The sequence below is a fragment of the TM7 phylum sp. oral taxon 349 genome, from assembly GCA_018127705.1.
GTDB lineage: Bacteria > Patescibacteriota > Saccharimonadia > Saccharimonadales > Saccharimonadaceae > Saccharimonas.
This window is the reverse complement of record CP072328.1, coordinates 1-20889: the sequence shown is the minus strand read 5'-3', so window position 1 is coordinate 20889 and position 20889 is coordinate 1. Positions and strand designations below refer to the sequence as shown.

Sequence of the window (20889 nt, the reverse complement as noted above, 5' to 3'; positions counted from 1 at the left end):
AATATACGTATGAACGAAGCAATCGTAGCAGTCGACCACTTCAAGATGAAATTCGGCGACATTGAAGTAATAAAAGATCTGAGTTTTACTGTGAAGCGTGGCGAAACGTTCGGGTTTCTCGGCAGTAATGGATCGGGTAAAACGACGACAATCCGCGCATTACTTGGCATCTATGCGCCGACAGGAGGAACACTGTTAGTAAACGGCAAGCCGTACAGCGTGTCGGGCGGTGTAAAGCTCGGTTATCTGCCAGAAGAGCGTGGGCTGTATAAAAAAGAAACCGTCATTGACACAATGGTGTACTTTGGCCGGCTGAAAGGATTTAACAAAAACGAAGCGCGAGCGCGCTCAATGGCATTCTTGCAACGCGTAAATCTGGCAGACAAAGCGACAACCCGCCTTGATAAATTATCAGGCGGACAGCAACAAAAAGTACAGCTTGGTATTACAATTATGAATGACCCCGAACTACTCATCTTGGATGAACCAACGAAAGGTTTTGACCCAGTAAATCGCCGATTGCTCATGGAGATCATTGAGGAACACCAAGCTAAAGGTGCGACCGTTATTATGATCACGCACCAAATGGAAGAAGTTGAACGCTTGTGTGACCGCGTTATCCTGCTGAAAGATGGCGTAGCGCGTGCTTACGGAACGGTCGCGGCAATACGCAAACAATTTGGCGGCAAATCGCTTGACGACATTTTCCTAAGCGTATACGGCAACGAGAATGATCAAGAACAGGAGGCGCGCCATGCATAATTTATCAACCGTTATTACTTTTGAGGTCATTCGCGTGCTTAAAAAGAAATCGTTTTGGGCGATGGTGTTCGGTTTCCCAATTATGATCGGTGCGGTATTCGGCATCGTGTTTTTGTCGAACAAAGCCACGCAAGATGCCGCTGATAAGCTAAAAGAGCAGCCATTCAGTATTGCTATCACCGACGATTCCCGTCTATTGAATTCACAGATAACAAACACGTTCCATGTCAAAATGGTGACTAAAGAGGCTGGCATCGCCGCAGTTAAGAATGGTACAGTTGATGCCTATTTTTACTATCCTGCTGATGTAAGCTCTCGCCATATAGAGGTTTACGGCAAGAATGTCGGCCTATTTGAGAATGGACGATATAGCTCGGTAGCATTAGCGTTACTTAGCCAGTCGGTGCAAAACACCGTATCGCCACAGATTCGCACTGTTTTACAGAACACAGTAACTAGCGACACGACGATTTACCGCGACGGGCATACGTACGATCCGCTCAAAGAGATGGTTTTACCAGGCGTGTTCCTTGTACTGTTTTATGTGCTGATGTCATTCTTCGCTGGACAAGCGCTTACCAGCACGACTGAAGAGAAAGAGAACCGCGTGATCGAAATGATCCTCACGACAATTGAAGCGCGCACGCTAATCATCGGCAAAATTATTTCGCTCATTGTCCTCATGCTAATCCAAGGTGTTCTTGTGGTAGCGCCCGTACTAATCGGCTACCTGCTGTTCCGCGATCAGCTTAATCTGCCGAATATTGATTTGTCAGGCTTACCGGTCGACTGGGCGCGGATTGGAATTGCTGCGGTAATTTTTATTCTCAGTTTTGCATTTTTCACTGGCGTACTTGTGCTAATTGGCGCCACTATGCCAACCGCACGCGAGGCAAATCAATTTATGGGATTTGTAATGATTGCACTATACGGGCCGCTCTATGCCGTATCGCTGTTTATCTCAATGCCAGACGCACCGATCGTACGATTTTTGAGTCTTTTTCCGCTTACTTCGCCAATTCCCCTGCTCATGCGCAACGCTGCCGGTAACCTGCAGCCATGGGAAATTGCTGCAGGCGCGCTCATTTTGCTTGTCTCATCAATATTTGTACTAATACTCGCCGTACGCGTATTCCGCTTCGGTGCACTTGAGTACAGCCGCAAGGTGTCACTTAAAGAAATGTTCGCGCGGCGGTAAGAGGGTTTTAGTTATGCTGCAAAAATAATACGCGAGCAAGTCTCGCGTATTATTCATGGCGGAGAGGGAGGGATTCGAACCCTCGATGAGTTGCCCCATACCGCTTTTCGAGAGCGGCCAGTTCAACCACTCCTGCACCTCTCCATGTTGCCTACGTATTATACCAGATGCACGGTGTATAATATAGTTATGGAAGATTCGATTTTTACTAAAATTATCAAAGGCGAACTACCTTGCCACAAAATCTACGAAGACGACAGAACGATTGCATTTCTTGATATTCATCCGCAAGTTGAGGGGCATACGCTCGTCATTCCAAAAAAACAAGTTGATAGTTTATGGGACTTAGACGACGACACGTACACTCACCTCTGGAACGTTGCAAAGCGTCTTGCTAAACACATTGAACGCCTCAAGATTCGCCCGCGCGTTGCCTCGGTCGTGATGGGGTATGGCGTGCCGCATGCGCACATCCATCTAATTCCGATCGGCAGCGAAGCGGAATTAAAGCAGCCGCAGGATACAGAATCGCCAGTTGATCATGATGCGCTTGCGGCTATGGCAGAAAAACTGCGAACTAATGCTTAAAATCATTGCTATCGGTAAAAAACACGAGCCCTGGGTTGCTACCGGCATAGAGCGTTATCAAAAACGCTTGCAGCGCCCGTGGAATATCGCGTGGGAATTGTTACCGCATAGTCCATTCGATAGCAACAACGCTCGCCGTGATGAGTCTGAACGTATATTGTCTCGCTGTGGCGCAGACGAGTTCATTGTCGTCCTTGACGAGCGTGGGAAATTGCTTAACTCCCCCGCCTTGTCGCGGTCTCTTAGCCAAGCATTCGCAAGTAACCGCACACCTACCTTTGTTATCGGCGGCGCATATGGCGTTACCGATGCATTACGTTCTCGTGCTAATCTAGTATGGTCGCTTAGTCCACTGGTATTTCCCCACCAGCTAGTACGACTTATTCTTGTTGAGCAATTATACCGTGCACAGGAAATCGCCCAAGGTGGAAAGTACCACCATGAATAGCTATCTTTTTCAAATATCTCGTTCCTCGCAGCAACGCTATCAAGTAATATGCCACCTCTCAAACAAAAAACCATCCAACACCACAACACCGGTGTGTACTCAGATGAACACCTCTCGTGCTCATATTATCAAGCGCGGGAATTGCGATACGGTAATATAACAAACGCGTGATTATGCTGCTTTTAGTGTAGCACTAGCTTGCACTCATTATACGCCTCAACGCTAGCCCATCCACCGATCTTATAACTAAATTTCGGGTCAGTATGACCGAAATCCAGGTTAGAGACTATCGGGATATCCAGGTTGATTTTCTTGCAACAGACCATAGCTATCAAGCTATCGTCTGTTGCTATTGACTCACGCTGAAAACGACCAAACAAAATGGCTTTTACCTGGCGAAAATACGGCTGCTGAATTAGTGATTGTAGATTGCGCTCGAAAGTTGCCGGGATAGAATCATAGCTGTCATCTTCTAGGCATAAAATAATATCACCCTCTATGCGCGGAAAGTATTCTGTGCCGTTGAGCAAATTCAAGCTACACAAATTACCGCCCAATAGCGTACCGCTCGCTTGCCCAGGTTGAATTATCTTTATACCGCCATTCACGATTTTAGAGCGCGGAGATTTCTCGTCATAATACCAACCATAATCATAAAACACTTTCGATGCTCGAACTCTGTACGTTTCAGGCTGACCAGCGAACAAACAGCGCCTGAAATACTCCAATGAATAATCAGCCTTTGGCGGTAAACCGAAGCAATAAAAATTCGGCGTGGCAAAAGTCGCCAAGCCGGTTTTTGCCAAAATCGCATGATTCAGCACCGTAATATCCGAAAAACCTGCAAAAATTTTCGGATTGGCACGAATAATATCCCAGTTGATTCGCTCAAGCAGCTGGTTAGAATTAAATCCGCCAATTGCCGCTAAAATTCCCCTGACATTCGGGTCAAGAAAAGCCGCGTGCAAATCATCAACTTTCTCGGTATCCGTTGGACAACCGCGCTGCGAACGCGAAAACGCGTATTGGCTGAAAGAGACTTTCAGGCCAAGGGACTCTAGTGCTGTCTGCGCCCGCGCAAGCACGGCCTCGTCAATATCGCTAGCCGAACGCGCTGGTGCAATAACTCGTATTTCATCTCCTTCTTTTATTTTTTTGGTAGCATATTATCCTTTCAAAATTTTACAATCAAAAACCTCCTAACGCAGGAGGTATATCACAACATCAACACACCTCCTGCGTCAGAGATGGAAATGATGATGGATGCTAGCGAATAATGCCATGTATATATCATAGCAGGTGGCCTCGTTTAATGAAAAAAGAGGTTCAGCCAACTAACGTGGAACAAGTGTAAAGCGCAAGTAATCTGATGGATCGTTAATTAGCTCTGAGTAGTTAGCTCTTGCCGTCCATTCATTTGCATAGTTCATGTAGTTAGTTGAGTGGTTTAGCTAAGCCACTACGTTACCCATAGAACTTTCTCATATGGTGTTTATCTATGCTATACTCTCAGCTGGCAGTATAGCATTGAGGGGATATCTAGTACGGTATCTGATAGACTACTACGAAAGCCAGGAGAAACTATCCCAAATAGTCTACCATGCAACCATCTAGCTACCATATGATGACTTACACTAACTAATGACCTTATGATCTATTTACTGTAGTAATCAATACTTTTATTGTTGCTAACCTTTGGCATGGTAGACGTAAGGGACTTTCTTACAGGTAAAGCGGTTGGTGTTATGTTTTATGCAACGTTTAGGTGTACTCTGATTTTATGTTATTTACGGAGTTGGGGCTTACTGGACTCTGCCCGTACAAGAGGCGCTATCCAGCAACAGATAAACGAAGCAGGCATCGTCTCGCTGTACTGTTTTTTCTAAACTCATCAACAAATTAACCATATCATGCTATTGACTTTTAATAAAGTTTATGCTAAATTAAATATCACACCACTACTAAACAAAAAAACAATAGATTATGACATATTTTGACTACATAGCCCGAATATTCATCGCCACACTGAGTCTGTGTATCACTAGCGGTGTTGCAGTGCACGACAGCCATGTTGAGCATGTCATCGAAACAGCGAAGCAAGCAAAGATAAGCAAACTAACCTCGCTAGATGTAAAAGCAATTAGTGAGGCGCGTACGCCGCATACACACTCCGACCACGATGCGAGCAGCTCAATGCTATCACATAGTTTCACGTACCAGTCGCCGAGCATCGCGCCGGATCGCCGCCATCACAAGCGTATTCTTGCCGTTCTTGAAGAAGGCGGACGCCACGCGTTTGACAACGCTAATTTACCAATTCTTGACTAACTGCGCGCAATAACCTGCAGCTCGGTCTGTAGACGCTTTATAAGCGCCTGCTCTTCAGCTAACTGGCGACGAGTTTCTTCTACTAGATGAGCCGGCGCTTTTGCTATGTAATTTTCATTTGCTAAGCGTGTCTCGAGCGTCTTTACCTGTTGACGCACGTTTGCTAAACGCTTCTCTAAATTTGTTTGATGCTCGTACAGCGTATCATCGTCTAAATCAAGCCACGCGTCACGCCCGCTTGCTGCTAAGCGTAATCCCCTCGCCTGATCGACGTGCTCAACTGATTTCACGCGCGCAAGCTTTTGAATCAACTCAGCATTATCTGCTACGAGCGAGTCATCCATATATAGCATGCCATACCGCTTATTACCCGGCAGCTCGCTCATCACATAGCGTGCTTCACTTACTAAATTTTTCAGCCGGCCAAACTGCCCAGCGGCGATATCATCGTATTTGGCAGGCTTTATCCACGCTTCACCCGCTAGGATCGTATCATGCCATGGCAATGCTTGCCAAATTGTCTCAGTCACAAATGGCGCAAATGGGTGCGATAAGCGCAGAACAGCGTCAAGAACATACGCGTTCATGTTGATATTCTGCTCAACTTTGCTTACTTCAACGAACCAATCGGCGACATCATCCCATACAACATGGTAAATCGTTTCAGCAGCTTCAGCGAAATGATAGCTTTCGAGTTGTTTTTCAACCTGCTGCTGCGCCTCACTAAGTTGGCTCAAAATCCAATGATCCGCCAACGACTGCGGAATCGGCTCAGCCGCGGGCGTTTCGTCCGCAACAGATGCTTCAATGTAGCGTGCAATGTTCCATAGCTTATTGCAGAAATTACGCGCCGCGACAACTTTACCAGTATTAAAGGCTTGCGGCTGCGCAGCGCTACGACTCGAAATCACACCCATACGCAACGCGTCAGAGCCATACTCCGATACGTATTCCATCGGATTGATGACATTACCTTTGCTTTTACTCATCTTCACGCCCTTTTCATCAAGTACAAGCCCGTGCAAGTACACGTGACGGAACGGTACCTTATCGGTGCGATACAGGCCCATCATAATCATGCGCGCCACCCAAACAAACAAAATATCACCAGCCGTCTCCATGACCGCCGTTGGATAAAAGCGGCTTAAATCGCCTTTTGCTAGATAGTCGGTGGTGATGTACGGCCATTGGTTACTGCTAAACCACGTATCAAGCGTATCCTCTTCGCGACGATATGTTGTACCATCTACAACAATCTGCTTTTGATTAACACGGCGATCGAAGCGCCAATCATCTAAATTATCCTGCGACTGGAACATTGGGATTGGAATTCCCCACGGAATTTGGCGACTAATGTTCCAATCCTTAATATCCTTTAGATAATTAATAACAACCGAACCTTTATTTGCTGGCGTGAAGGTCACGTCGCTGTTTTGAATCGCTGCAATCGCCCGATCGGCCAACCCGCGCATTTTCACGAACCATTGCTCTTTAACGAGCGGCTCAATCACTGTGCCGCACTTATAGCAGTGCCCAACTTGATGCTCAATGTTCTCTTCACCGCGACGTAATTCGTCAATATCAAGTGCTGTTAGCACGCGTTTACGCGCCTCTTCAACGGTCAACCCTTTGAACTGCGCCGGTACATTTATCATAGTACCGTCAAAATTAATTACCTGCACTGTTTTAAGGTTGTGCCGCTGCCCAATTTCAAAGTCGTTCGGGTCGTGCGCCGGCGTAATCTTCACCGCGCCCGTCCCGTAAGTACGGTCGACGTATTCGTCGGCGATGATCGGAATTTCGCGATGTACAATCGGCAACTGCACTTTGCTGCCAATTAGATCTTTATAGCGCTCATCATCCGGATGAACCGCCACCGCCACATCGCCTAATAATGTTTCTGGGCGCGTTGTTGCGATAATAATCTCCCCTACCCTATCAATTAACGGATAGGCAATTTTCCAAAGCTTACTCTTTTCATTTTTATAGACAACTTCATAATCCGAAAAGCTTGTCTGGTGTTTGGTGCAATAATTCACAATGCGCTCGCCACGGTAGATAAGTCCATCGCGCCACATCGCTTCAAACGTATCATATACTGTGTCGATCACCTTTTCATCCAGTGTAAACACTAAATGATCCCAATCGGCGCTCACGCCAATTGCGCGCAGCTGCAATTCCATATCGCCGCGCCGCGCCGCCACAAAGTCCCATACTTGGGCGTACAAATCTTCGCGGTCAAAATTAAACCGTGTCTTTCCTTGCTTCTCAAGTTCGCGTTCGTACACTACCCACGTCTCAAAGCCCGCATGATCTGCCCCAGGAATATACACAGCATCATAGCCGCGCATTCGGTGATAACGTACTAAAATATCCTGGATCGCCGACCCGAGCGCGTGCCCAACGTGCAAATTGCCATTCGCATTTGGCGGCGGCATGACGATCGCATACGGCTCGCCCTCGCCTTTTGGCGCAAAAACACCCGATTTCTCCCACATCGCATAGATTGTTGGTTCGTAGTCATTCGGTGTATAAGCTTTTGCTAAATTCATATCGGCTCTTCTTATTCATTAGGTTATTCACGTGAAAAATAAAAACCAAAAAGATAACCCAGGATTCGCTCGTCACAAGCGTCCTCACCTCTGTTATCCCTGTACCGTTTATTTTCTCACGTGTTTGTGTTCCTTTTCATTATACCATAACTCCGTGTATACTGGGTGTATGCTACAAGGGAATGAATGTGCCGAGTCAACGGTGTGGAACGAAGTGATATACGACCTAGGCGGACATCCGCTTCAGCTATGGGGATGGGGCGAAGTGAAATCAATGCACAACTGGCACGCGCATCGCGTACTATTTACCGACCAGCAGGGAGGGATTGTCGGTGCCGCGCAAATTTTAGAGCGAATATTGCCAAAGCCCTTTCGCCGCCTCTGTTACGTACCGCGCGGTCCAGTGTGTAGGGAAGGGGATGCTGCGGCAGTATATGAAGCGCTTACGGCCTACGTATCGCACCATCTGCCCGGTACGCTGCTAACTGTTGAGCCTGATACGAAATCAGTTCCAGGAGTAGCGGGATGGCGGCGATCATCAAATACGATCCTGATTCCAAAAACGTTAATCTTAGATTTGCACCACAGCGAAGAGGAATTGCTTGCTGCAATGACGAAAAAGACGCGCCAGTATATCCGTAAATCAGAACGCGCGGAAATTACATTGCGCCGCATCAAAGCAATGGATGATGTCGAAAAATTACTTAAAATTTATCACCAAACAGCAAAGCGTGCCAATTTTGCCCTTCACGACGATCAATATTACCGTGATGTCCACATCAATCTAGGTGACTCGTCTCTTATTTTTGCCGCCTATGAAGGCAGCGAGCCGATCGCATTCGTCTGGCTCGCCGCCAGTCAGGAAACGGCTTTTGAGCTATACGGCGGCATGAATGAGCGCGGACAGGCACTACGTGCAAACTACGCGCTGAAGTGGTTTGCCATCCGCAAGTGCAGGGAGTGGGGGATTAGCCGTTACGACATGAATGGGCTGCTCAATGACGGTATCAGCAATTTCAAGCGCGGCTTTGCTAATCACGACGACATGCTCGCTGGTACATACGATTATCCGTTAAGCCCCTTGTACAGTATTTGGGCAGGGTTATTGCCGACCGCTAAAAAGATAATTCGACGTATCAAACACTAAACATCACCAAGCGATCGTACCGGCACAGCTCCATCGCGAAGTGCCGTTATAGTTCCGCGGGCGTCTACCATAACAATCGTTGAAGGCGGGCGGTTACTCAAATCGCCGCCATCAACATAAAAATCAACGGAATCGCCAAAAATACGCTGTGCTTCCGCGATAGTCGCCGCCGTCTTTCCACCGTGTTTATTCGCGCTTGTTGTCATAAGTGGACCAGTCTCACGTAAGAGCGATCGCAATACTTCATCTTCTGGTATCCTAACCGCAAGGCTGCCACGTTCCTCACGCAAGAACTCAGGAATGTGCTGCGCCGCAATCACTACGCTCAGAGGCGCCGGCCACAAATGCGAAACATGCTGTAAGGCTGTCTCATCAAGCCCAAGTGCGATCAAATCATCAACCGACGCTGCAATAATCGTACCGGCGTGCGACTGACGCGGTTTTGTAGCATATAAACGCTCGATCGGCTGAGGGGCAATAACTGACACTAAGCCATACACCGTATCGGTTGGCAATACGCCAATCGCACCACCGTGCAACAACGTAGCTAATTTCTTATCGGTAACAGAGGTAAATAGTTGTGCCATTTACAACACCTTTGTAGAGTTCCAAGCTGTATTTACCATAGATAAACTTGGAATGACATCAAGAGCGTAAGGATCGGCAGGCGTGCCGTACTGAGCATGGAAAAACCCGAGCGTAGCAATCATCACTGCATTATCTGTACAGAATTTCATCGGCGCATATTCAATCGCAATCGGCAAGCGGGCTGATAGTTGACGCCGCAGTTCCTGATTCGCCGCCACGCCGCCAGCAATCACGACCGACCGCGGCGCAAAGTCGCTATACGCACGCAGCGTACGCTCCACTAGAGTTTCAACCGCTACGCGCTGAAAGCTCGCCGCAAAATCTGCCCGCTGAACGTCATTTACGAGCCTTGGTAGCTCGTGTGATGGAAATGTGAAGTCTTTACCTACTGCGTGCTGCACTGCCCGTAGAACGGCCGTTTTAAGCCCGGAGAACGAAAAATTATACGGATTATCAAGCTTTGCCTTTGGCAAATGATATTTTTCGGGGTCGCCATGCTCAGCAGCAGCGGCAATTGACGGGCCGCCAGGGTAGGGGAGTCCAAGGATTTTCGCGACCTTATCAAAAGCCTCGCCAACAGCGTCGTCTTGCGTCTGTCCAAGCAATTCATAATCGCCATGGCCATGAAACAGCACCAGTTGCGTATGCCCGCCCGATACGATGAGTGCGAGCAGGGGAAATGCCGGCTGCTTTGACGGTACATGTAATGCCGGATCTTTGCTTGCAGTAACAAAATTTGCATACACATGCGCTTCAACATGATGAATCGCATAGAGCGGCTTGTTATGTAAGATTGCTAGCGTCCGAGCGGCAAGTACACCGACCAGTAATGAGCCAACTAAACCGGGCGCGTAGGTGACAGCGATCGCATCAATATCATCCCAACTACACTGTGCCCGCGTTAGCGCCTCGCGGATAACCGGATTTATCACCTCAATATGACTGCGCGCGGCTATTTCTGGCACAACACCGCCGTATTGCGCATGAATGTCAATTTGCGAGTTTACCACGCTGGATAGCGCGCAAAAACCGTCCTCGACGACCGCCGCCGCCGTTTCATCGCAGCTTGACTCAATTCCCAAAATTTTCATCAACCTTATTATACCACCCCGAGAGACGCGCCGGGACGCTAGCGGTTTCGCGGTAAAAAGTGGTACGATGGGACTATGAAGCAGACGTTAGTGAGAGGCGTACGGACAATGCTGCCTGCTCGTTCGGTGCATCGGCTGGAGGAATGGTACCGCAAAATGCGCGTCCGGCTGGTACGTATACAGTATGGCAATCCGGCAAAACACCTTCGTGTCATCGCCGTGACCGGCACGAACGGCAAAACAACGACGGTTAATTACCTGAACGAAATTTTAAAAGAAGCCGGCTACACGACAGCTATGTTCAGCACTGCAACGATTGAGATTGCAGGGCAAGCAAAGCGCAACGACTTGAATGCCACTGTCGCGAGCACGGCAACAATGCAGCAATTCTTCCGCCACGCGAAAAAAGCACACGTTGATTTCGTAGTGATGGAATTTCCAAGCCATGCAATCCATCAGCATAAGCTTGAAGGCGTACCAGTTGAAATGGCAATTATGACCAATCTGACGCAAGATCATTTAGATTACCACAAAACGATGGATGCATACGCCGAGGTAAAAAGCCGCCTGTTTGCACAAAATCCAAAATATATCGTGTTAAACCGCGACGATGAATGGTTTAAATATTTCAATGCATTCCCCGCACAAGCTCAAAAAATTACCTACGGCGAACACGCTGATGCTGAAGCGCATATTGATCGCGTGAAGTTGTACCGCAAAGGGACAGAAGCGCACATTACGATTGACCATCAAACCAAGCTAGAGCTGGCCACAAATTTACCAGGCAAATTTAATGTATATAATATGACCGCCGCGGTGTGTGCCGCATATTTGCTCGGTATATCATTGAAGGATATTATTGAAGGTGTCGCAAACCTTGAAAGCATACCGGGACGATTTGAACGCGTTAATGTCCGCATGCCGTATGACGTGATCGTTGACTATGCGCACACACCAGATGGACTTGAGAAAATTATCACTGCCGTTAAAGCAATTACAAAAAACCGCGTAATACTCGTCTTCGGCGCAACGGGCGACCGCGACAAGGAAAAACGCCCAATTATGGGAGAAATCGCTGCACGCCTTGCCGATCGCATCTTTTTGACCGATGAAGAGAGTTACAATGAGGATCCAGCAACAATTCGTAAAATGGTTTACGATGGCATAGAACGCGTAAGAAGCGGTGCAATAAAAACAATCGAGGTTCCCGATAGACGTGATGCAATCGCAAAAGCGCTTCACCTCGCCACGAGAGGCGACACGGTGCTTATCACTGGTATGGGACATGAGGTGTATCGCGTTGTTAACGGTAAGCGCGTCCCATGGAATGATACCGGAGTCGTAGAAGAGCTGCTCAAGAAAGACTAGCATAACGCTTTAATGTTTCAACGACGCCATTACGACGCATGCAAGTTATTCAACAAAACGTTGCTATAATTTTGCTCACCGTGAGTGCGCCGATAATAGATATAACCACTCGATAGACGCTGAATAATCACATCACCAAGACGCTAAGTCTGAATATGGTGCTTAGCTCGCGAATTGTTTCGAGAGCTTAAAAGTCAAGAGTTACCGCGCATAGTTTTACTAAAATAGCCTCATCGCATAGCCATCATCGCCACAGTCGTCACTATCGCCATCATCGCCACAATCATTCTCAGCATCACTGTCGCCACTATCATAGCCATAGCCATAGTCACTGCTGGTGTCATCGTCATCGCTACAGCCATCATCATCGTCATCACCATAGTCACTATAGTCACTATAGTCCCCGTAGCCACTGCTGTCGGTATTGGTATCATCATCCCCGCCAAGGAATGATGAATCAACCACTGAAATTGTCGTATTGCCTTTATCCTCAAATACCGCAATAACAACATCGCCCTTGTCGCTGACGCCAACTGCTTCGCTGCCTGTATCATCAGGGAGCCTACGGTACTCTGACCATGATACTGCGAGGCTCCCTAAGGCACCTGCAATCTTTGATAGCATAGCTTCTTTATCCAATAGCTCTATAGGCTCTATAAGATCTGACGGTGTATCTTCTTTAGCTACTAGCTCTATAGACTCTATAGAGCCTATAGAATCGATAGAATCTGATAGTATAGCCTTTCTACCTGATAACTCTATAGAATCGAATACCTTTGTATACTTTCCCGTACCAATACTATCAACAACTCCCATGAGGATACTAAAGCTTTCAGAGTTGGGTATTGATATGGTACTAGGGTTAAGGTATTTCTCGTTTGGCATAATCCAGCTATCCTACCACACCAAGGATTAGCTCGTCTAGATTACGCCGCTATTTGGTACTCTAAACTAAAACGGAACATCCCATATACTTAGAGATGTAAAGCAACTAAGTACAGAAAGGACGCTCCGTATGTCTAACATACCAAACTTTGCCAGCAATAAGAAGTGCTGGAGGCTTATCAACAAGCTTGTCTTTGGGGAGGAGGTGTCGTGCCCGCTCTGCGGGTGCGAGCTGCAAGAAAACTACCTCTCAAGATATCTCTGGTGCAAAATATGCCGCAAAAAGCTCAGAGCCACTGCCTGGCATGGTTCCTGGCTGTATGGCATGAAGCTGTCGTCCAAACAACTATTCAAGCTAATCTGGTGCTGGCAGAATCGTAAAAGTGTTGAGGCGGCTATACTGTTTGCTGGCGTTAGTTATCCAACTGTAGCTAGATGGTTCTCCCGCTTTCGAGAGAACCTGCCAGACGCTGCAACAATGCTAGAAGGCTTAATCCAAGCCGACGAAAGCTACTTCTCAAAGCTCAAGAGTAAACAAGCTACCTACATAGTTACTGGCGCCATTGAGCAGGATACCGGGCGCTTAGCCTTGCGTATAACCGGCGGCTTCCATGACGGACGAAGCCAAGATGTGCTTGAACAGTTCATCCAAGACAGCGTAAAACCAGGCAGCCTAATTATTACCGACAAATGGTACGGTTACGACGAATTACCGCTCCTAGGCTACGAGCATGAAAGCCACAACCACAGCAGAGGCGACTTTGCTAATACCAACAAAGCTGAGCTAATTTGGAGCGTAGCCAAGCGCCACATGCGCAAACTCTACGGACAACGCATCCTAACCCACCAACTAGAAGAACTCTGCAAAGAATGGATGGCAAGAGCCAACCGCCCCAAGCTATTCGAGGACCCGATGACTTACCTGCGCTTTACTTTGGATGTTCCGGGTTAGTTGACTGAACCCCGCTATTTCTTAGAGATTGTTAAACCCGAAGCGCAACTGCTTCTGGGTTCTGCGGTACAAGCATTGTCTTACCTGTTTTTGGATCAACGAAGTCCTCTGGCTTTATGCCTGGACAGACGGCTATTACATTGCTGCCATACATAGTATTACTATACTAGTAATTTGATTTATTATAAAATTTATGCTATTATACAACACATGGTTAGAGCATATTTTGATTTTGATGATCCAAATCCAGGTTATAAAATTATTCAAGCTAGCGGCGAGTTAGATACGAGAGTCACTGGGTATGACGAAAATGGTTCAGCGATATACGGTAATCTCAGCAAAGATAATTTACTGCCGCGGGGCGTAAGTAACGTTGAAGCTCAGTACATCACTGATACCGATGCCTTGGCAGGCATTTTTACAGGTGACGTCAAAAAATCAAAGCACTTTCTTTTTGAAGAGGCACGTTATCCGGATGAGCCTGTCACGCATGCCGTATATCTAGACAAATCAGCGCGCAATGTGAACAATATCATCCATGAGCTGTGGAGTCCACTTACGGGAAGACAGCCAGAGGAAATTCCTGAAGCGTCGTTTCTTAATATAGACAAAAAAACGTACTTAGTTGCGATGGGACTTTCTCGTCGTGACGACGATGAAGGGTATCAGAACCCAGATATTGATAAAATATCGTTAGATAGGTTACATCCAAAATTTCGCAAAAACGTTACCCAGCAAATCCGTGCGCTATATTTGTATCCTGAAGATCTTGATAAAATAGACGAAAATGATCTTAGTGATGTTTGGAATTATCCAACCGTACTTGACGGACAGCGCGTTGCGATAGTTGACGAGACCAGGTCATCGTCAGCGACGTTGCGCATCGCAGACATGCTGTTGCGGGAAGCGTTCCCAGACGCACACATTGAGCCGGTTACTTGGTCTGTTCCTGGGCTGTTTAGATGGAATACAATAAACGAGGATGGCTTAGTTGAGGATCATTTTGCCGCTTATTACGTACCGGTTTGGTATGATGAACATTCGTCAGAAGGCCGTGGTGGTATTGATGACATCGCACCAGAAATTCTCGCAAAATCAAGCGAGAAGGCTAAGCGGATTGGACGCTATGTGTTAAGTGCTATGCGCGATGAGATGGATATAACGTCGCGTGAGTTATTAGATGATTTTGCATTCTTAGCAGAGCGTTTCATAAACGGATATATCCCATATCGCCCAGACCCAAGTTCACACGGAGGGATAGAGGGCGCAAAGAAGCGATTAGAAGAGTTTTATGGTATACCGCACAAGGATGTTTTACCGTACCTACGAGGAGAGATGTCTCCCGAAGAGTTTAAGAGGCTTCTTGCTCGTTCCCGCGCTTAGTTTTGAATACAGCGAAGCCATCACCGTTATCGCACGAAAATAATCCTGCAGACATAATAACCTCTTTCTGTCCAACAATACGACCTATCGCACGGATAACATTACCCATGTAATCGTCTACGCCTTCAACCTCAACACGAACACGATCGTCACCATCATAAAACTCAACTGTTTCTCCGACAGCCAGATTGCCCGTATACGAGTTAAACACGACCTCGCGTCGCTCTCCTAAACTAAATTCCATAGACTCGTCATTCTAGCATACTGCTACGACTACGTCAAAGTACTTAGCTCTGCGGATTTGAAAGGTAGTCAATCTCCTTAATAATGTCAAGCAGTGCTTGAGCCCGACGACCCTCATCAGGAATCGCTTTAGCGGCTTCGTGCGCCGGCGCGATGAGTGAACGATCGTCGGTGGAGCGGATCAGCAGGAGATAGGTATCAAATTTTTCGTCGGGAGCAATGTTGAGTTTATCAACAAGCGGACGCAACTCATTGATAGCATCTTTCTTGACAGCATCAAGCGAGGCGTCGCCTGATGTAGCAGGCGCTGTTGGAGTTTTTACTGAGTCTGCAGTTTTAGCGGGAGTGTTTGTTGGCGCAGCGTCATCCGTCGGCGCCGGCGGCATCGGCGGTGGAGTTGGGGGCAGGGCGGTCTGCGGCTGCACGGCAGTAGCATCATCACTTACACCAGCCAAAACCTTTGCAAGTTCTTGATCGTCGCTAATTGGTTGTGTTGTCTGCGGTTTTATATTCATTCCCACCTCATTACTCTATCATTCTTGTTATGCTTTCTCATATACTGTATCATAGATAAAGAATGTATCGCAAGTGGAAAAGGCAGTTTTAAGAATGCTTGATGACGCACAGATTTTGAAACAGCGCGACCACTTAGGGGCGCTTGATGTTGCCGCAAAATTGCATGCGCAAATTTCTCGCGAAATTCCAGTGATAAATGAAGATCACGACGGGCGAGAGCTGCGCCATGTAATCGTTGCTGGTATGGGTGGTTCGGCGCTTGCTGCCGACGCAGCGAAGGTGCTGCTGCGCGATACGCTACCAATTCCGTTTGAAGTCGTGAAAGACTACACATTGCCCGCCTATGCCACAGAACACACGCTAGTAATTGCGAGTAGCCATTCTGGCAATACTGAGGAAACCGTAGCGTGCTTGCACCAAGCAATCGAGCGCGGTTGCCAGATCGCCGTCACTACAACAGGCGGGGAAGTTGAGCGTATCGCTGAGCAACGCCAAATTGCATTTGCGCGCATTCCAAATGACACGCAGCCACGCATGGGTATGCTGTATAATTTACGCGGATTATTTACTTTACTGCATAATTTCAATCTGCTATCAAGTTCCTGGTTCAAGCAGCTTGACGATACTGAACCGTGGATTGCGCGTGAAAGCGCTCTCTGGTGTAAGGGCATCCCGACTAAGCGCAATTATGCCAAGCAACTGGCACTTATCGCCGTTGGTAAAACACCAGTATTTTATGCAGGCAGTTTGATGGCGCCAGTTGCGTATAAATGGAAAATTAGCTGGAACGAAAACGCAAAAAATGTAGCATTTTGGAATTATTTTCCGGAATTTAGCCACAATGAATTTATCGGTTGGACGAGCCATCCTGTTGAGAAACCGTTTGCAGTATTTGACCTGATTAGTAATTTAGAAAATCCACAAATCCTAAAACGATTTGCACTGAGCGATAAAATGCTGTCAGGCAAACGCCCCAAATCAACTGTCGTGCCGCTGCAAGGTGAAACTGTTCTTGAGCAAATGCTGTGGGGGAGTGTTCTTGCCGATTTCGTCAGTATTTACGTTGGTATTTTAAATAACGTTGATCCGACGCGCGTTGATTTAATTGAGAAATTCAAAAAAGCGCTAACTGAATAATGGCACCTTTGCTGCATAGACTATACGTACACAATCTAGTAGCCAACAGATATAAGAGGTAGGCCATAGCAGCCTGCCTCTTATATTGAAGCACAATTGAAATAAATACTTTTAATGATATTGCCGCAATGATTCAATTGTATCCTTGCGCGCTGCCTTAACTGCTGGGTATGTACCGAATACAACACCAACGCCAACTGCCATTAAGACCGCCATCAACGCTGTTTGCAGCGTAAATGCCGGCGAGAAATACAAAAACGTGCTAGCAATAAACGCGAGGACATAACCGCCAATATAGCCAATGATACCGCCAAGGATACTAATCATCATCGATTCAACCATAAATTGCCCGATGATATTGCGATGGCTTGCGCCGACCGCTTTGCGAATGCCGATTTCACGCGTACGCTCAGCTACACCAACGAGCATGATGTTCATAATACCAATACCGCCGACGACAAGCGAAATTGCAGCAATCGCTGCCATCGTTGCGATGAGCGCCGTAAAGAGCTGATTAGTTGGCTGTCCAATCTCCCGACCAGTGAGTATCGAGAAGTCTTCTTCGCCTAGGTGCAGTTTATTGATTTTGTTTTTCAGCTCCGCTACGACACCACTGCTTGACTTTGCCTCGTCAACTAATACGTCAATCTGCTGGATTTGCGTATTTCCTTTCAGCAACTGTTTGCCCTGATCATACGAAACAATCACAGTATTACCGTAGTCGATATTGTTGTAGTTGACAGCACTTGTTTTCTGCTTCATTACGCCAATTACCGTGAAACGCTGCCCATGCATAGTGAAAACTTGTCCGACAGAGCTGTCGGTGTTGAATAGTTTAATTGACAGCTGATCGCCAATTACCGCCGTTGTGTCCTTCGTCTCTTCACCTAAAAACTGTCCAGCGGTGATATCAGCGTCGGATATTTTTGCGAATCCAGGTGTCGTCGCAAGCACAACATTATTCTTTGCCGTTTGTCCTTTCGCCGTAATCGTCGCGTTCAGCGTCATCAACGGCGCAACAGATTGCACATGCTGCGTTTTCGCTACCGCATCAACGTCGGCGTCGGTTAGGGTGCTTGCGCCAAACATCTGCTGAGACATGGCGCTCAAAAGCATATTTGGATCACGCGACTGTATACCCGGACGCACCACGATAAGCCTACCGTTGTAATGTGATATTTGCTTATCGAACATGCGCGTTACGCCGTCGCTAATCGCTAAAATACACGTCACACTTGCGACGCCGATCGCGATACCAAGCGTCGTCAAAACGGTACGTGCCCGCGTTCGGCGCAAAGTTCGGTACGCACCACTAATATGCTCAGAGAGTAATCTCATGATTCCGCCTTCTTTCGTTCAGCCTGGTCTGATGATTGACTAGACGATGGCTCAACATCATCTGATCCAGACGACTCTCGCTCGTCCGCAGCAAGATTGCTGTCATTTTTTGTCTCTTTCGCTGACTTTTTCTTTGCAGAACGCACATTGTCCCTTTCTTCTTTAGCGGTACGTCGCGCGTTGAGCGAGATTTTTACTGATTTCTCACTCTCATTACCGCTTGCGATGCGTATTTTAGTATCACTCGCAATCTTACCATCAAGCATGTTAATAACGCGGCTAGCGTAACTCGTAAGATTCGGATTGTGCGTCACCATGATAATCGTATTGCCTTGTTTATGAAGCTGCGCTAATTCTTCCATAATAACGTGGCTGGAGCGACTGTCTAGGTTGCCTGTCGGTTCATCTGCGAGGATAATGCTCGGTTTGCTGACGAGTGCCCGCGCGATCGCAACGCGCTGCATTTGTCCGCCAGACAATTGCCACGGCATGTAGTACTCGCGTTCTTGCAGATGAAACGTCTTCAAAATTTCACTTGCGCGCTCCAATCGTTTTACGCGGGAAGCGCCTTGATAGGTGAGGGGAAGCGCAACGTTTTCGAGTACCGTCAGGCGGTTTATTAAATTAAAACTTTGAAAGACGATGCCGATTTGCGTTGCCCGCGCCCGCGCCCGCTGCGCACCTGACAACCGCGCCGCCGACGCGCCGTTCAAAGAATATTCGCCACCATCAGGTCGGTCAAGCAGGCCAATGACGTTAAGTAGCGTCGTCTTACCGCAGCCAGATGGCCCCATAACGGCAATAAACTCACCTTGTTCAATTTTCAGGCTCACCGAATCAAGAACATCACGTGCTGTGTCGCCGATACCGTAGCGTTTAGTGAGACCCTTCAACTGAATAACGGGCACTGTGTTAGTTTTCGCAACCATCTCTTTTATTATAAAAGTGTCATGCGAAATAAGGCAACTGCTAAATCGTGTATAAAATACAACTTTACACAAGAGAGCGGAAGATTTGCAGCACAATGCGTTATACTAAAGACATACGGAGAGGTGACCGAGCGGTTGAAGGTGCACGCCTGGAACGCGTGTGTGCGAGCAATCGTACCCAGGGTTCGAATCCCTGTCTCTCCGCCAGAACTTCTATCTATACATTCGAATCCATAGCTTAAATCGGTTAGTCGTCATTGTTTTTTAATTTCTCAACAATTGTTGGTTTTTTACTATGGACGCAACGGATTCATTCAACTAATCCGGAACAACTAATTTCAAAGTAGCCTCTAGGTAGTTTAGCGGAGACTGAAAGAGACTCCGTTGGTTATGTCTAGCCATCCATTCATTTAAGATGTTTTGTAAGTGGTTTGTTGGTATAGAACCATAGAGCTTTCTCATGTGACGTTTCACAGCACTCCAAATGCATTCTATGTGGTTAGACATACCAAAGCGTCCCCCGGCTGTGGTTATATATATCTCTTGTATAACCTAACCACTCTACACCTAGATAACCAGTACCAGCGTCTGTAATGAGATGTGAGTCTCTAGTTACTTTAGTGTTCTAAGAATAGTTCAATACTGTCTTGTTCTGTGTCTGGAATAATTTGTAGTCTTAGTTTTCTAGTGTCAGTTTCAATAGCACCAATAACTATCTTTTGTCCACCAAATCTACGTTTACCAAACCAAGCCTCATCCACTGCTACAATCCCAGAGAGCATCTCACCACCATCTGGAGGTATATGAGTGCGAAAGCGCTCAATACCACCTTTGAATGGTTGGATAACTCTGGGCCTGTAGCAATCTTTGCAGACCCGGGGCTTTAACAATATTGCCAAGGTAGCTATAGCGTGCAAGCAAGGGCCAAAAGATCTGTTGATACTTTAGTTTACTGTTACGTAACCAACAAAGAGCTTTAGGACGAACCTTTACTCTACAGTCTTTACACCAACCATAGTCTTTATTACGCTTCCAGGAGATGTTATTTCCGTTAAGAATGAGTCTTTTGTTTTGTTAATATTTGATATATTAGCTGTTTACACCGAGCTTCGCTCGGGTATACGTCTAGCTAAACTAGACATAACGGAGCAGTCCTTTCGTAGAGTATTAGTTTGTTATTTTTCTAACCTATATTCTACTATTTATGGGCTGGTACGGTTTAGTTTAGCGTATCGACGCGATATACTATTGACAAACGATGCGTTCAGCAGTATAATACACAGCGGTTATGTGCGAGGTGGGTCGTGTAAACGAGATATAGGTTACACATAATATTTAATGTTGCGGGATGGTAAACATACGCTGATTAGATTGCTGACGATTCTAGAGGTCAGCAACCTGATCAGGCACTTTTTAGTCTTATCAGGAAAAAGCGA

19 protein-coding genes and 2 tRNA genes are annotated in these 20889 nt (G+C 46.9%); 11 read left to right on the top strand and 10 right to left on the bottom strand.

The window, feature by feature from the left end:
• The first annotated feature begins 45 nt into the window (after nucleotides 1-45).
• Nucleotides 46-762: an ATP-binding cassette domain-containing protein gene (locus J5A52_00105; protein ID QUB37971.1), complete on the top strand. Its 717-nt coding sequence runs from the start codon at nucleotides 46-48 to the stop codon at nucleotides 760-762.
• On the top strand, nucleotides 755-1960 hold the full coding sequence (locus tag J5A52_00100) for an ABC transporter permease (GenBank protein ID QUB37515.1): 1206 nt from the start codon (nucleotides 755-757) through the stop codon (nucleotides 1958-1960). The genes J5A52_00105 and J5A52_00100 overlap by 8 nt, the downstream gene beginning before the upstream one ends.
• 56 nt (nucleotides 1961-2016) lie before the next feature.
• Here the strand turns inward: J5A52_00100 and J5A52_00095 are convergent.
• Nucleotides 2017-2104 (bottom strand) — tRNA-Ser (locus J5A52_00095).
• 45 nt (nucleotides 2105-2149) lie between these two features.
• Here J5A52_00095 and J5A52_00090 point away from each other — a divergent pair.
• Nucleotides 2150-2548, top strand: a complete 399-nt coding sequence (locus J5A52_00090) for an HIT domain-containing protein (GenBank protein QUB37514.1) — start codon at nucleotides 2150-2152, stop codon at nucleotides 2546-2548.
• Nucleotides 2541-2996: a 23S rRNA (pseudouridine(1915)-N(3))-methyltransferase RlmH gene (locus tag J5A52_00085; GenBank protein QUB37513.1), complete on the top strand. Its 456-nt coding sequence runs from the start codon at nucleotides 2541-2543 to the stop codon at nucleotides 2994-2996. The genes J5A52_00090 and J5A52_00085 overlap by 8 nt, the downstream gene beginning before the upstream one ends.
• A gap of 182 nt (nucleotides 2997-3178) precedes the next feature.
• On the opposite strand, the gene J5A52_00080 is transcribed toward J5A52_00085, so the two are convergent.
• Nucleotides 3179-4081 carry an LD-carboxypeptidase gene (locus J5A52_00080; protein ID QUB37512.1) on the bottom strand — a complete coding sequence of 301 codons (903 nt, stop codon included), beginning with the start codon at nucleotides 4079-4081 and terminating at the stop codon, nucleotides 3179-3181.
• A gap of 898 nt (nucleotides 4082-4979) precedes the next feature.
• Here J5A52_00080 and J5A52_00075 point away from each other — a divergent pair.
• Nucleotides 4980-5324: a hypothetical protein gene (locus J5A52_00075; protein QUB37511.1), complete on the top strand. Its 345-nt coding sequence runs from the start codon at nucleotides 4980-4982 to the stop codon at nucleotides 5322-5324.
• Here the strand turns inward: J5A52_00075 and J5A52_00070 are convergent.
• Nucleotides 5321-7876, bottom strand: coding sequence for a valine--tRNA ligase (locus J5A52_00070; GenBank protein ID QUB37510.1), 2556 nt, complete (start codon nucleotides 7874-7876; stop codon nucleotides 5321-5323). The genes J5A52_00075 and J5A52_00070 overlap by 4 nt on opposite strands.
• 169 nt (nucleotides 7877-8045) lie before the next feature.
• On the opposite strand from J5A52_00070, the gene J5A52_00065 reads away from it, so the two are divergent.
• A complete protein-coding gene (locus J5A52_00065) occupies nucleotides 8046-9023 on the top strand; it encodes a peptidoglycan bridge formation glycyltransferase FemA/FemB family protein (protein QUB37509.1) in 978 nt (325 codons plus the stop codon).
• Here the strand turns inward: J5A52_00065 and J5A52_00060 are convergent.
• Both J5A52_00060 and tsaD read right to left on the bottom strand, forming a co-directional pair.
• Nucleotides 9020-9610 carry a Sua5/YciO/YrdC/YwlC family protein gene (locus J5A52_00060; GenBank protein ID QUB37508.1) on the bottom strand — a complete coding sequence of 197 codons (591 nt, stop codon included), beginning with the start codon at nucleotides 9608-9610 and terminating at the stop codon, nucleotides 9020-9022. The genes J5A52_00065 and J5A52_00060 overlap by 4 nt on opposite strands.
• Nucleotides 9611-10702, bottom strand: coding sequence for a tRNA (adenosine(37)-N6)-threonylcarbamoyltransferase complex transferase subunit TsaD (gene tsaD, locus J5A52_00055; protein ID QUB37507.1), 1092 nt, complete (start codon nucleotides 10700-10702; stop codon nucleotides 9611-9613). It abuts the gene before it with no gap.
• A gap of 75 nt (nucleotides 10703-10777) precedes the next feature.
• On the opposite strand from tsaD, the gene J5A52_00050 reads away from it, so the two are divergent.
• Nucleotides 10778-12070, top strand: coding sequence for a UDP-N-acetylmuramoyl-L-alanyl-D-glutamate--2,6-diaminopimelate ligase (locus J5A52_00050; GenBank protein QUB37506.1), 1293 nt, complete (start codon nucleotides 10778-10780; stop codon nucleotides 12068-12070).
• Nucleotides 12071-12289: 219 nt separating this feature from the next.
• Here the strand turns inward: J5A52_00050 and J5A52_00045 are convergent, their stop codons facing one another.
• Nucleotides 12290-12955, bottom strand: a complete 666-nt coding sequence (locus J5A52_00045) for a hypothetical protein (protein QUB37505.1) — start codon at nucleotides 12953-12955, stop codon at nucleotides 12290-12292.
• Nucleotides 12956-13085: 130 nt separating this feature from the next.
• Here J5A52_00045 and J5A52_00040 point away from each other — a divergent pair, with 130 nt between their 5' ends.
• Both J5A52_00040 and J5A52_00035 read left to right on the top strand, forming a co-directional pair.
• Nucleotides 13086-13907 (top strand): IS1595 family transposase, encoded by an 822-nt coding sequence (locus tag J5A52_00040; GenBank protein QUB37504.1) that lies wholly within the window; start codon nucleotides 13086-13088, stop codon nucleotides 13905-13907.
• A 210-nt stretch (nucleotides 13908-14117) separates the two neighbouring features.
• Nucleotides 14118-15290: a hypothetical protein gene (locus tag J5A52_00035; protein QUB37503.1), complete on the top strand. Its 1173-nt coding sequence runs from the start codon at nucleotides 14118-14120 to the stop codon at nucleotides 15288-15290.
• Here J5A52_00035 and J5A52_00030 read toward each other — a convergent pair.
• On the bottom strand, nucleotides 15259-15534 hold the full coding sequence (locus J5A52_00030; GenBank protein ID QUB37502.1) for a hypothetical protein: 276 nt from the start codon (nucleotides 15532-15534) through the stop codon (nucleotides 15259-15261). The genes J5A52_00035 and J5A52_00030 overlap by 32 nt on opposite strands.
• A 43-nt stretch (nucleotides 15535-15577) precedes the next feature.
• Nucleotides 15578-16048 (bottom strand): hypothetical protein, encoded by a 471-nt coding sequence (locus tag J5A52_00025; protein QUB37501.1) that lies wholly within the window; start codon nucleotides 16046-16048, stop codon nucleotides 15578-15580.
• Between the two features lie 94 nt (nucleotides 16049-16142).
• Here J5A52_00025 and J5A52_00020 point away from each other — a divergent pair, with 94 nt between their 5' ends.
• The gene (locus J5A52_00020; protein ID QUB37500.1) at nucleotides 16143-17186 is read left to right on the top strand and encodes an SIS domain-containing protein; all 1044 of its coding nucleotides are present in this window, start codon (nucleotides 16143-16145) and stop codon (nucleotides 17184-17186) included.
• Nucleotides 17187-17297: 111 nt separating this feature from the next.
• Here J5A52_00020 and J5A52_00015 read toward each other — a convergent pair whose 3' ends face one another.
• Both J5A52_00015 and J5A52_00010 read right to left on the bottom strand, forming a co-directional pair.
• Entirely contained in the window at nucleotides 17298-18524 is a 1227-nt protein-coding gene (locus tag J5A52_00015) for an ABC transporter permease (GenBank protein ID QUB37499.1), read from the bottom strand.
• Nucleotides 18521-19453: an ABC transporter ATP-binding protein gene (locus J5A52_00010; protein QUB37498.1), complete on the bottom strand. Its 933-nt coding sequence runs from the start codon at nucleotides 19451-19453 to the stop codon at nucleotides 18521-18523. The genes J5A52_00015 and J5A52_00010 overlap by 4 nt, the downstream gene beginning before the upstream one ends.
• Nucleotides 19454-19570: 117 nt before the next feature.
• Here J5A52_00010 and J5A52_00005 point away from each other — a divergent pair.
• Nucleotides 19571-19660 (top strand) — tRNA-Ser (locus J5A52_00005).
• The last annotated feature ends 1229 nt before the right edge of the window (nucleotides 19661-20889 follow it).